At 70.4% G+C, this 11,905-nt stretch carries 13 protein-coding genes; 6 read left to right on the forward strand and 7 right to left on the reverse strand.

What is annotated here, in order from left to right:
- The first annotated feature begins 74 nt into the window (after window positions 1-74).
- Window positions 75-1,289, forward strand: coding sequence for a magnesium transporter MgtE N-terminal domain-containing protein (locus tag ACIBI5_RS27205; protein WP_397251433.1), 1,215 nt, complete (start codon window positions 75-77; stop codon window positions 1,287-1,289).
- Complete coding sequence (locus ACIBI5_RS27210; RefSeq protein ID WP_397251435.1) at window positions 1,279-1,743, forward strand: DUF1003 domain-containing protein; 465 nt, start codon at window positions 1,279-1,281, stop codon at window positions 1,741-1,743. Before ACIBI5_RS27205 ends, ACIBI5_RS27210 begins: the two co-directional genes overlap by 11 nt.
- On the opposite strand, the gene ACIBI5_RS27215 is transcribed toward ACIBI5_RS27210, so the two are convergent.
- Window positions 1,727-2,188, reverse strand: coding sequence for a MarR family winged helix-turn-helix transcriptional regulator (locus tag ACIBI5_RS27215; RefSeq protein WP_397251437.1), 462 nt, complete (start codon window positions 2,186-2,188; stop codon window positions 1,727-1,729). The two genes, ACIBI5_RS27210 and ACIBI5_RS27215, sit on opposite strands and share 17 nt — an antisense overlap.
- 107 nt (window positions 2,189-2,295) lie before the next feature.
- Between ACIBI5_RS27215 and ACIBI5_RS27220 the strand changes: the two genes are divergently transcribed.
- Entirely contained in the window at window positions 2,296-3,435 is a 1,140-nt protein-coding gene (locus ACIBI5_RS27220; RefSeq protein ID WP_397251439.1) for an Mrp/NBP35 family ATP-binding protein, read from the forward strand.
- A gap of 388 nt (window positions 3,436-3,823) precedes the next feature.
- Here ACIBI5_RS27220 and ACIBI5_RS27225 read toward each other — a convergent pair whose 3' ends face one another.
- The 4 genes from ACIBI5_RS27225 to sigE all read right to left on the reverse strand — a co-directional run bounded on the left by ACIBI5_RS27225 (window position 3,824) and on the right by sigE (window position 7,702).
- Complete coding sequence (locus ACIBI5_RS27225) at window positions 3,824-4,189, reverse strand: sec-independent translocase (RefSeq protein ID WP_379610568.1); 366 nt, start codon at window positions 4,187-4,189, stop codon at window positions 3,824-3,826.
- A 591-nt stretch (window positions 4,190-4,780) separates the two neighbouring features.
- Window positions 4,781-6,424: a trypsin-like peptidase domain-containing protein gene (locus tag ACIBI5_RS27230; protein WP_397251441.1), complete on the reverse strand. Its 1,644-nt coding sequence runs from the start codon at window positions 6,422-6,424 to the stop codon at window positions 4,781-4,783.
- A gap of 154 nt (window positions 6,425-6,578) precedes the next feature.
- Window positions 6,579-7,082: an anti-sigma factor family protein gene (locus ACIBI5_RS27235; protein WP_379610570.1), complete on the reverse strand. Its 504-nt coding sequence runs from the start codon at window positions 7,080-7,082 to the stop codon at window positions 6,579-6,581.
- 2 nt (window positions 7,083-7,084) lie between these two features.
- Window positions 7,085-7,702: an RNA polymerase sigma factor SigE gene (gene sigE, locus ACIBI5_RS27240; RefSeq protein ID WP_184967914.1), complete on the reverse strand. Its 618-nt coding sequence runs from the start codon at window positions 7,700-7,702 to the stop codon at window positions 7,085-7,087.
- 161 nt (window positions 7,703-7,863) lie between these two features.
- Between sigE and ACIBI5_RS27245 the strand changes: the two genes are divergently transcribed.
- The gene (locus tag ACIBI5_RS27245) at window positions 7,864-8,502 is read left to right on the forward strand and encodes an O-methyltransferase (RefSeq protein ID WP_379610571.1); all 639 of its coding nucleotides are present in this window, start codon (window positions 7,864-7,866) and stop codon (window positions 8,500-8,502) included.
- Between the two features lie 6 nt (window positions 8,503-8,508).
- Here ACIBI5_RS27245 and ACIBI5_RS27250 read toward each other — a convergent pair whose 3' ends face one another.
- On the reverse strand, window positions 8,509-9,921 hold the full coding sequence (locus tag ACIBI5_RS27250; RefSeq protein WP_397251443.1) for a leucyl aminopeptidase: 1,413 nt from the start codon (window positions 9,919-9,921) through the stop codon (window positions 8,509-8,511).
- 80 nt (window positions 9,922-10,001) lie between these two features.
- Window positions 10,002-10,169 (reverse strand): DUF3117 domain-containing protein, encoded by a 168-nt coding sequence (locus ACIBI5_RS27255; protein ID WP_181019706.1) that lies wholly within the window; start codon window positions 10,167-10,169, stop codon window positions 10,002-10,004.
- Between the two features lie 180 nt (window positions 10,170-10,349).
- On the opposite strand from ACIBI5_RS27255, the gene ACIBI5_RS27260 reads away from it, so the two are divergent.
- Window positions 10,350-11,132 carry a PaaX family transcriptional regulator C-terminal domain-containing protein gene (locus tag ACIBI5_RS27260; RefSeq protein ID WP_397251445.1) on the forward strand — a complete coding sequence of 261 codons (783 nt, stop codon included), beginning with the start codon at window positions 10,350-10,352 and terminating at the stop codon, window positions 11,130-11,132.
- Window positions 11,129-11,905, forward strand: a complete 777-nt coding sequence (locus ACIBI5_RS27265) for an enoyl-CoA hydratase-related protein (protein WP_397251447.1) — start codon at window positions 11,129-11,131, stop codon at window positions 11,903-11,905. Before ACIBI5_RS27260 ends, ACIBI5_RS27265 begins: the two co-directional genes overlap by 4 nt.

An 11,905-nucleotide genomic window follows, 5' to 3' on the forward strand; every position in this document is an offset into this window, starting at 1 on the left:
TGTCCGATGGATACTGACATGCCCTGTGGGCGAGGCGCAATGCCCCGCCGCCCTCACTCGTTTAGCCTGCTCAGGTGAGGATCTTCGTCGCCCGGCTGGCCGGGACCCCGGTCTTCGACCCGTCCGGTGACCAGATCGGCCGTGTCCGTGACGTCGTGGTGTCCCTGCGCCCCACCGCCGAGGGCACGCTGCCGCCGCGCGCGCACGGGCTGGTCGTCGAGGTGCAGCCGCGCCGCCGCGTGTTCCTGCCCATCACCCGGGTACGCGCCATCGAGACCGGAGCCGTGGTCTTCTCCGGACGGCTCAACATGCGCAGGTTCGAGCAACGCGTCACCGAGACGCTGACGATCGGCCAGCTGCTCGACCAGACCGTCACCCTCGACGACCGCCCCTGGATCGTCTACGACCTGGCCATGGAGCAGGGCAGGACCGATTGGACGCTCACCAAGGTCGCCATCTACCAGAAGGGCAAGCGGCGCGAGACCCGCGTCGTCGACTGGGGCGACGTGCGCGGCTTCGACGCCATGCAGCGTGACCAGGGCGCCGCCGGCCTGATCGCCGCCTTCGAGACCGAACGCGCCGCCGACCTGGCCAACGCGTTGCACGAGCTGCCGTTCAAGCGCCGGGTCGAGGTGGCCGCGGAACTCGGTGACGAACGCCTCGCCGACGTACTGGAAGAGCTGCCCTTCACCGACCAGATCGGCATCCTCACCACCCTCGCCCCCACCCGCGCCGCCGTGGTGCTGTCCGAGATGGGACCGGACGACGCCGCCGACCTGCTCCAGGACCTGCCCGTCGAGCAGGCGGCGCAACTGCTGTCGCTGATGGAGCCCGGCGAGGCCGCGCCCGTACGGCGGCTGCTCGACTACGACGAGGACACCGCCGGCGGCATGATGACCAGCGAACCGGTCGTGCTGCCGCCCAGCGCCACCGTCGCGGAGGCGCTCGCGCACATCCGCCAGCGCGACCTCTCGCCCGCCGTGGCCGCCCAGGTGTACGTGACCCGGCCGCCCACCGAGACGCCCACCGGCGCGTACCTGGGAGTCGCGCACTTCCAGCGGCTGCTGCGCGAGCGGCCGTCGATGCTGCTGGGCGCCACGCTGGACCACACCATCGACCCGATCAGGCCCGGGTTCACGCTGCCCGAGGTCACGTCCTACCTCGCCACGTACAACCTCGTCGCCGCGCCCGTCGTGGACGAGGGCGGCAGGCTGGTCGGCGCGGTGACCGTGGACGACGTGCTCGACCACCTGCTGCCCGAAGACTGGCGGGAACGACATGCCACGTGAGCGACTCGACCAGCCGCGCGAGCTGAGGCGTTCGATCCGGCCGCACTACGACCCGGAAGACTTCGGGCGGCTGTCGGAGCGGATCGCCCGCTTCCTCGGCACCGCGCGGTTCCTCGTGTACATGACGGTGTTCGTGCTGTGCTGGGTGTTGTGGAACGTGCTCGCGCCGGCCGCCGTCCGGTTCGACGAGTACCCGTTCATCTTCCTCACGCTGATGCTGTCGCTGCAGGCGTCGTACTCGGCGCCGCTCATCCTGCTCGCCCAGAACCGGCAGGCCGACCGCGACCGCGTGCAGGGCGAGCAGGACCGTCAGTCGCGGGAGGCCAGCCAGGCCGAGCTGGAGTTCCTCACCCGGGAGATCGCCGGGCTCAGGATCACGCTCGGCGAGATGGCCACCCGCGACTTCATCCGCTCAGAACTCCAGCAGGCCCAGCAGGTCAGGGCTCCTCAGTGAGGCCAAGCTTGGCCAGCATCGCCCGGCAGCGGCTCAGGTCCTCCTCGCTGAGCGGGTCGAGGAACTGGGTCCTGACGCCGCGCAGGTAGGTGGGGGTGGCGTCGGCCAGCCGTACCTCGCCTTCGGGGGTGAGGACGGCGAACAGGCCGCGCGCGTCGCTCGCGCACGCCTCGCGCTCGACGAGCCCGTCGCGCTGCAGGCGGTCGATCAGCCGCGTGAGGCCGCTGCGCGAGAGGAGCACGCGGTCGGCCAGGTCGTTCATCCGCAGCCGCCGCTCGGGGGCCTCGGCCAGCTGCATCAGCACGTTGTAGGAGGCGAGCGGGAGGTCGTGGGCGACGAGCAGCTCGGCCTCCAGGTGGCGGGCCACCCGCACCTGCGCACGCTGCAGCGCCCGCCAGACCTCTAGCTCCCGGGCGTCGAGGCCCTCGTCGCGCAGAACAGTCACGGAGTAACCTTAGAACGTTGCACGCACATCTAAACAGCAGCGACTTGCCTCGGGTTCATACGATGGAACCCGTCATCCATAAACCACAAAGGAGTGCCGAGATTTCCATGGCACCGACGCAGGAACTGGTGACGGCCGCCCTCGCCACCGTCATCGACCCGGAGATCCGCCGCCCGATCACTGACCTGGGCATGGTCAAAAGTGTAGACATCGCCCCCGACGGCGCCGTCCGCGTCGGCGTCTACCTCACCGTCGCCGGCTGTCCGATGAAGGACACCATCCGCCGCGACGTCGTCAACGCCGTGTCCAAGGTCGAAGGCGTCGCGGGCGTGGAGCTCGAACTCGACGTGATGAGCACCGAGCAGCGCAAGGAGCTCCAGACCAAGCTGCGCGGCAACAAGGGGCCCGAGAAGGAGATCCCCTTCAACCAGCCCGGTTCGCTGACCCGCGTGTTCGCGGTCGCCTCCGGCAAGGGCGGCGTGGGCAAGTCCTCCGTGACCGTCAACCTGGCCGCCTCCATGGCCGCCGGCGGCCTCAAGGTCGGCATCGTCGACGCCGACATCTACGGCCACAGCATCCCCCGCATGCTCGGCGCCGCCGAGCGGCCCACCAAGGTCGAAGACATGATCATGCCGCCGATGGCGCATGACATCAAGGTCATCTCGGTCGGGATGTTCAAGCCCGAGGGCAACACCCCGGTGGTCTGGCGCGGCCCGATGCTCGACCGCGCCCTCCACCAGTTCCTCGCCGACGTGTACTGGGGCGACCTCGACGTCCTGCTCCTGGACCTCCCGCCCGGCACCGGCGACATCGCCATCTCGGTGGCGCAGCGCCTGCCCGGCGCCGAGATCCTGGTCGTGACCACCCCGCAGCAGGCGGCCGCCGAGGTGGCCGAGCGGGCGGGCTCGATCGCCGCCTCCACCCACCAGCAGATCGCCGGCGTGATCGAGAACATGTCCTGGCTGCCCTGCCCCCACTGCGACGAGCGCATCCCGGTCTTCGGCGAGGGCGGCGGCCAGAACGTGGCCGACGCGCTGACCCGCACGCTGGGCGCCCGCGTACCGCTGCTCGGCCAGGTGCCGCTGGACATGCGCCTGCGCGAGGGCGGCGACGAGGGCAAGCCCCTGGTCCTCACCGACCCCGACTCCCCGGCAGCCACGGAGCTCCGCTCGATCGCCGAGGCCCTGAGCAAGCGCGCGAACAGCCTCAAGGGCATGCAACTCGGCATCTCCCCCACGGCCCGCTGACGCCGTTTCCAGCCCTCCGCCGCGTCGGCCCACCGCCGACGCGGCGCGCCGTTTTAGAGGCGTTGTGGGCGCGTTCTGAGGTTCTCTTAGAACCGACCCATCCGTCGCGTTCTCTTAGAACCGACCCATCCGTCGCGTTCTCTTAGAACCGACCCATCCGTTACGGCAAGCCACCCCCACACCACCCGCCGACGCGGGCGCACGCCGATCGTGGGGATCGCTTCTCACGTCGCACGAATGACCCGCCGCAACGGCCACATTCGACCAGTTGGGTGGACACCTGACGCCAGCCCCTCGTCGGCCCATATCCAGGAGCCGCCCCGAGCCCATAGGGCGGGGCGGTGAGGAGCGACACGCGCGCCCGAGAGGACGGGCTGCAGGTGTGGGATTAGGTGGCTTCGGAGTCGTAGGGCGGGAGTTCGCCGTATCCGAGCTCTTCCAAGGGCTCCGGTGCGTACGGAGCAGCGGCGACCGGCTCGAGCTCCTGCTGAGGCCGGTCGTTCCAGGAATCCTCGATGTCGTCCAACAGGTGCTTACGAACGAAGTTCTTGGGGTTGAGGTCAGCCGGATCGAAATTGGAGAACTCCGGGCCCAGCCCGGTCCGCAGGTCGTCGCGTGCGTTGGTGGCCATGCGGCGGAGGTTGCGCAGGGTCTGACCCGCCTGCGAAGCCACCTGGGGCAGCTTGTCGGGCCCGAACACCAGCAACCCGATGACGACGAGCGCCCCGATCTCCGCCCACCCGAGTCCGAACACCTGAACTCCTACCGCAGTCCAACTGGCTCCGGGGACAACCCCGGCCACTCCCAGACTAAGGGTTCGCAAGGCCACTTAGAACGCCCACCCACCTGCCAAGACGATTCCCAAGATCAACCCCCAACCAGCCGCCACCCCCAACCCCACCCAGGACAACAACCCCACAACCACCCCAACTACCCGGCAACCCCTCCAAAGCCCACCACAAACCCCCAAGTCCACCCGCCCACCAAGCCGCCCAGGACAGACACGGCCAAGGACCCGGCGGCCCCGCGACCGAGCATCGCAGGCCTCCGGGATGGCGCCCTTGGGGATCTGCGCCTAAGGAGCCAAACGCGCCGGGATGTGCGACCCGGTCAGGTTCGGCCGTGTCAGCCGGCTATGCGTGGCCGTCGCGGTGGGTGGCCCGTGCGACGTGGGAAGCGATCCCCACGATCGGCGCCCGCCCGCGTCGGCGGGTGGCGGGGGCGCGGCTTGCCGTAACGGAGACCGCGCGGACAAGCGCCGCGCGGCCGGACGCCTCACCGAGGGAACAGACAGAGGGAACAGAGGGAACAGAGGGAACAGAGAGCTGAGAAACGGACGCACCGGTCAAGACGGCGACGGGGATGGGGTTTCGTCTGCGACCACGGTCAGGGTGGCGGTGCGTTCTTGGCCGGCTCGTTCGTATTTGACGGTGATTTTGGAGCCGGGGGCCTTGGCGCGGATCAGGGCGATCAGTTCGTTGCCGTCCTGCAGGCGCAGGCCGTCCATTTCCAGGATGACGTCGCCGGCCTTCAGGCCCGCCTTCTCGGCCGGGCCACCGGCGTCGACCGGCTGGCGGCCCTGGTCCGGCTCGGAGGCGATGCGGACGCCCTGGCCCCGGTAGTTCTTGTCCAGGACGATCCCGATCCGGGGGCGCTTGGCCTTGCCGGTGGTGATCAGTTCCTGGGCCACCCTGCGGGTCTGGTTGACCGGGATCGCGAAGCCCAGGCCGATGCTGCCGCCCTGGCTGGAGGACGAACGGCTCAGCGTCGCGATGGCCGAGTTGACGCCGATGACCTCGCCCTTGGCGTTGACCAGCGGTCCGCCCGAGTTGCCGGGGTTGATGGCGGCGTCGGTCTGGATGGCGGAGATGTACGCGGGCTCCTCGGCCGCCCGGCCGCTCTCGTCTCCGGCGATGACCGGGCGGTTGAGTGAGCTGACGATGCCGGTCGTGACGGTGCCGCTCAGGCCGAGCGGGGAGCCGATCGCGATGACCGGGTCGCCGACGACGACCTGGTCGGAGTTGCCCAGCGTGATCTCCGGGGTGCCGAACGTCTGTTCCGGCTTCACCACCGCCAGGTCGGAGCCCGGGTCGCGGCCGACGATGCGGCCCGTGGTGGTCTTGCGGTTGGCGAACATGATCTGGATCTCGCCGCCGCTGGCCGCCATGGCGACGACGTGGTTGTTGGTGACCACGTAGCCGTCCTTGATCAGGAAGCCGGAGCCGCTGGCGCCCTCGGCGCCGCCGTTGCCGACCTCCAGGGACACGACGCTGGGCAGGACGCGCGAGGCGACGCCCGCCACCGACTCCGGGGGCCGGTTGATCGCGCCGCTGGGTGCGGGGCCGAGCGTGTAGGAGGGGTCGGTGCCGCCGGCCGACCTGGTGAGCAGGTACGTGCCGACGCTGCCCAGGCCGGAGGCGATCAGCGCGATGGCCACCGCCACGGCGATCAGCCCGCCGGTGCCCAGGGCGACCCTGCGCTGCGGTACTCCCACGCCGGGGCCGGGCGGCGGGGCCCAGCCCGAGCCCATGCCCAAGGCGTTCTGTGGCGGCGGAGGCGGAGGGGTCTCGCCGCCGTACTGCGGGGAGCTGTAGACGGCGGTGTCGCCCTGCTGGGGCGTGCCGCTGTAGCCCGCGTAGGAGCCGGAGTAGGGCGGCGGGCCGAACGACGGCTGCGCGGGCGTCCCGAACCGGGGTTCCGGCTCGCCCGCCGGGTTGCCGAACGTCGGCGCGGCCTCACCATAGGAGCCATAGGAGCCGTGTGAGCCATACGAACCGTAGGGGCCGCTGGGGTCAGAAGGCGCGTTGCCGAACGCGGGAGGCGGCTGGTCGCCGGCCCCGCCGTACGACGGTGACGGGTTGACGGAGCGGCCCGACGGGTCTCCCCAGGCGGCTTGCTCCTCGCCCGCGGGAAGAAACTCCGGCCGCTCCTGCGACTCGGGGGAGTCCGACGGCATGCGTCCTTCGGTGGGGCGCGTCTCGTCGGTCATCTAAGTCTCACCACTCCTCGCTCGGACACCGCAATCCTGGCGTGAACGGCATACGTGGGTCATAAGCCCTTGTAAGGCCCGAACCCCGATCGTATGCCCCTCTCACCGACGACTACGCCATCCTTCGAGTATCCCAGGCCAATGGCCCAGGACATCACGGGGTGTTGCCCGGCGCCTGCTGAACCTGGAAGAGCTCGACCGGGGGCGGGCTGCCCACTTCGGCGGTGCTGTTGACGGCGAAGAAGGTGCCGAGCGCGACCGCGGCGGACATGACGCCCACGGCCACGTAGGCGCCGCGGCGCCTACTCCCCCGTCCAGGGCCGGAAGTACCACCGAAGGCGTCCCTTCGCGGCCGGTTGTCCAAAGGGGAGATGCTGTGCGGTCCCGGAAGCGGCACTCCTCCAAACGTGGGAGGGAAAGGGCGTTCGCGCGGCGGCAGCGGCCCACCCGGTTCGGACATCCGCAGCAGTGACATGGTCAGGTCGGCGGGCATCGCCGGGCCGTCGAGTGAGCGCAGGCGCGACTTCAGCGCCCGCATCGACTCGACCTCCCTTCTGCATTCGGCGCAGAAGGTGAGATGGGCCAGTGCCCGCTCGCGCTCGACGTGGCTCAGTTCGCCGTCGACAAGCGCGGAAACACTCTCTCCAAGATGAGACATTCCTAGCCTTCCTCCCCACGGATCACGGTCGGGGGGAGTTCAGCGCCTCGGGGCGCCCGATGTTCGAGCGACTCCCTCAGCTGTGCCCGGCCACGATGAATACGGCTCCGGACCGTACCCAGCTTCACGCCGAGCGTGGCCGCGATCTCCTCATACGACAGGCCTTCGATGTCACAGAGCACCACCGCGGCACGGAACTCGGGGGCGAGCGCGTCAAGCGCCGCCTGAACGTCGGCCTCGAAGTGCGCGTCGTCCCACGCCTGCGCCGGAGACGGTTCGCGGCCGCGCAGCCGTTCCGCCGCGTCGTCCGCCAATCCCTCGAATCGGATGCGCTGCTTGCGCCGCGCCATGTCAAGGAACAGGTTCGTCGTGATCCGGTGCAGCCAGCCCTCGAACGTGCCGGGGGTATAGCTAGACAATGACCTGAATACCCGGACGAAGACCTCCTGTGTGAGGTCTTCGGCGTCATGGACATTGCCGGTCAGCCGGTACGCCAGCCGATACACGCGCGCGGAGTGCGTCCGCACGACCTCCTCCCAGGTGGGAGGAGTCCACTCAGACACCTGGTGGTCGCTTCCGTCCACCAAGGCTCCTCTCTTTGGGACCACCGCTACAGCCATAGTGCCTGGTTTCGTCCCTTCATGCGCACTGCCTGCCTTCCGGACCGGCAAAGCCCGTTTAAACCTGCAACGCGTTAGGACCGACTTGAGTTCCCGTCCGGGCGTGTCTCCCCTAGGCTGCGATCGGTGACCAATCGCACGAAAGTGGGGGGAGGGGGCCGATGACCAGCCCGGTAGAGGCCACTCTGGCCTATGCGGAGCAGTTCCATCTGGAAGATGAGGTGCTTCTCGCGGCGCGGCAGCGCGGCCAGGAGATGGGTGCGGTGCCCATCCTTCCCGGGGGCGGAGCGGCGCTCTGCTTCCTCGCCACGGCGCTCAACGCCAAGTCCGTGGTCGAGATCGGCACCGGCTGCGGTGTGTCGGGGCTGTGGCTGCTGCGCGGCATGCGTCCCGACGGCACGCTGACCAGCGTGGACGTTGAGCCCGAGCACCAGCGGCTGGCCCGTCAGGCCTTCGCCGACGCCGGGTTCTCCGGCGGGCGGGTGCGGCTGATCGTCGGCCGCGGCCTCGACGTGCTGCCCCGGCTGTCGGACGGCGGGTACGACATGGTCTTCGCCGACGGCGCCAAGCAGGAGTACTCCGACTATCTGGCCGAGGCCGTCAGGCTGCTGCGGGTGGGCGGGATCGTGGCCTTCGACAACGTCCTGTGGCACAACCGGGTGGCCGACCCGGCGCAGCGCGACCCGGACACGGTCGCCCTGCGCGAACTGGGCAAGCTCGTGCAGGGTGACGATCGGCTGCGGCCGCTGATGATGCCGCTGGGCGACGGGCTGCTGGCCGCGGTGAAGCTGAGCGACTGAAGGCGGTCAGGCTCGGTTACTGAGCCACTCCACGAGAAGGCGGACGCCGAAGCCCGTGGCGCCCTTGGTCAGCACGCCCTCGTCCACCGTGGTGCGCCCCACGCCGGCCACGTCCAGGTGGGCCCAGGGCCGCTTGCCCGCGAACTCCCGCAGGAACAGCGCGGCCGTGATCGATCCGGCACCGAAGCGGGAACCCACCTCGACATTGGCCAGGTCCGCGATCGACGACTCCAGCGCGGGCGCGTAGTCATCGATCAGCGGCATCCGCCACAGCCGGTCGTCACTGGCCTGACCGGCGCCGAGCAGCTCTCCGGCGAGTTCGTCCGAGGTGGCGTAGACGGCGCCCACGCTGCGGCCGAGGGCGACGCTGATCGCGCCGGTGAGGGTGGCGATGTCCACGAGGGCGTCGGGGGCGAGCGTGTCGTCGGCGTAGGCGAGGGCGTCGGCCAGGACCAGGCGGCCTTCCGCGTCGGTGTTGAGCACCTCGACCGTGCGGCCGCCGTAGTGGGTGATGACGTCGCTGGGCCGCTGCGCGCTGCCGGACGGCATGTTCTCCGCCGCCGCCACCAGCCCGGTGACCCGCACCTTCGCGCCCAGCTTGGCCAGCGCGGACACGGCCGCGATGACGACGGCGCCGCCGGCCATGTCGGTCTTCTGGACCTTCATGTTGTCGGACGGCTTCAGCGACAGCCCGCCCGAGTCGAAGGTGATGCCCTTGCCCACGAGCACCACGTGCCTGGTGGCGCCCGGCGGGTCGTAGGAGAGCTGGATGAGCCGCGGCGGGTTCACCGAGCCCTGGCCGACCGCGAGGATGCCGCCGAACCCGCCGGCTCGCAGTTCCTCCTCGTCCCACACGCGCACGGGGACGCCCTGCTCGCCGGCGCGCTCGGCCAGCCACGCCGGGCTCTTCACCGACGAGGGCGTGTTGGCCAGGTCGCGGGCGAGCGCGACGGCTTGGGCGACGATCTCGCCGCGCCGTACCGCCTGCTCGTCGGCGCCGGCGAACACGAGCGCGGAGACGGGCTTCTTGCCCGGCGAGGAGGTGACCTTGAAGGTGTAGGCGGCCAGCAGCGCGGCCTCAGCGAACGCCGCGCCGTCGCCGCCGGGAACGACGACGGTGAGCGTGTCGCGGCCCTTGGCGCGGCGCGTCAGGGCGGCGGCGGCCTTGCGCAGCGCCTTCGGCGAGCCGTCCCCGGCTCCGTAGAGCAGGACGCGCCCGACCTCCTCACCCCGTGCCACGGGCACCTCGACGATCTCGCCCGCCTCGCCCTTGGCCTCGTAGTGGGCCAGCAGCGCCGCCGGGGGCAGCGGCAGGTCGAGGGAGAGCGCCGGGTCTAGGTCGGAGGAGTACGGCACCGCCAGCAGCTCGGCCTCGGCGGGGATCTCGGAAACCACCGACGTCGTGGTCTCAATGGGCACGGGTCATCTCTCCAAACACGTCAATGGCCCTGGCGCGGAGGCACGCCAGGGCCGTCGATCGAAGCTGTCTCGGGAAGCGCTCAGCCGACGACGTTCTTCAACGCCTCGCCGAGCGCCTGCGCCTCGTCGGCGGAAATCTCCACGACGAGCCGGCCGCCACCCTCCAAGGGGACACGCATGACGATGCCGCGCCCTTCCTTGGTGACCTCGAGCGGACCATCGCCGGTCCGCGGCTTCATCGCCGCCATGCGTGTATCCCTTCCTGCCTTGGGCTCCCGCGGCCCGCGACCGCCGGCCCTCCAGGAGGGTGGCCGGCGCATTCACGTCTTCTGTGATGTCCTATTCTCCCGCATCGAGAGCCCTCATGGGTAACGATCTCCTCCCAGAATGCGTTGTCCAGGGGTGCGAAGACGTCCAAACTGGACTTCGTGCACGCACGCGCCGGCCTGTTCGACCTCTACGGAGACCACCTGCGATCACGCGGTGGCCAGGCCTCCGTTGCCGCCCTGGTGCGGCTGATGAAACCCTTGGAAATCGCCGCTCCCGCCGTGCGCACGGCCGTTTCGCGCATGGTCAGACAGGGCTGGCTGTCGCCGGTCCGGCTGCCGCACGGACCCGGATACGGCCTGACTCCGAAGTGCGTCAGGCGCCTGGACGAGGCAGCACTGAGAATTTACCGACCGGGGACGCTCGGCTGGCGTGGACGCTGGCACGTGATCGTCTTCGGCCCGGTGCGGGAACGCCCCAGGCGCGAACGGCTGCGCGCCGATCTCACCTTCCTCGGCTACGCGGCACTGTCCGAGACGACCTGGATCGGTCCACGGTCCTCCATCGAGCTGGACAATTTGCTCGACGGCGAGGGCGTGGTGGCCGATCGTTTCGACGCCGCGCTGGACGGCGACCCACGCGAGCTCGTGGCCCGCGCCTGGGACCTGGACGGCATCGCGGCGGCCTACGAGCGCTGGCTGGCCGAGGCCGGGGCGCTGGTGGACTCGCTGCCCGCGCACGCACCCGACGACCGCGTCTTCGCCACCAGGAGCGTGCTGGTCCACGGCTGGCGCAACTTCCTGTTCCGCGATCCCGGCCTGCCCGCGGAACTGCTGCCGCCGGGGTGGCCCGGCGAGAAGGCGCGGGCATATTTCGAGCAGGAGGCCGCGCGCCTGCTGCCCAGAGCCGCCGCATTCGTCGACCACAACCTGGAGACCCTGTGATCCGCTACGACGTGTCCGAGAGCGTGTCCACCATCACACTCGACCGGCCCGACGCGATGAACTCGCTGACGGCCGAGCTGAAGACGGCCCTGCTCGGCGCGTTGCGCCGGGCGGCCGGCGACCCGATGGTGCGCGCGGTGCTGCTGACCGGCTCAGGCCGGGCGTTCTGCGCCGGCCAGGACCTGCGCGAGCACGCGGACAACCTGGAGGCGGGCCGCGGCCTGGCGGGCACGGTGCGCGAGCACTACAACCCGATCGTCGAGCTGATCACGACGATGCCCAAGCCGGTGGTGGCGGCGGTCAACGGCGTGGCCGCGGGGGCGGGCGCGTCGCTGGCCTTCGCCTGCGACCTGCGGGTGGCCTCGGAGAAGGCGAAGTTCGCCATGGCCTTCAGCGGCATCGGCCTGGTCCCGGACTCGGGCGCCTCCTGGACGCTGCAGCGCCTCGTCGGACCCGGCCGCGCGGCCGAACTCCTGTTGCTGGGCGAGCCGCTGGACGCCCAGCGGGCGCTGGAGCTGGGCGTGGTGACGAGGGTGGTCGCGCCGGACGACGTGCTGAAGACCGCCCAGGAGCTGGCGGTACGGCTGGCGCACGGCCCCACGAAGGCGTACGCGGCCACCAAGCGGTCGCTCGCCTACGCCGCCACCCACACCCTGACCGAGTCCCTGGAGTTGGAGGCGGTCCTGCAGGACGAGTGCGCCGCGACCGACGACCACCTGGGCGCCACCCGGTCCTTCCTGGCCAAGGAGCGCCCCACCTTCCACGGTCGCTGA

Source organism: Nonomuraea sp. NPDC050540, assembly GCF_044457485.1.
In the GTDB taxonomy this organism is placed as follows: domain Bacteria; phylum Actinomycetota; class Actinomycetes; order Streptosporangiales; family Streptosporangiaceae; genus Nonomuraea.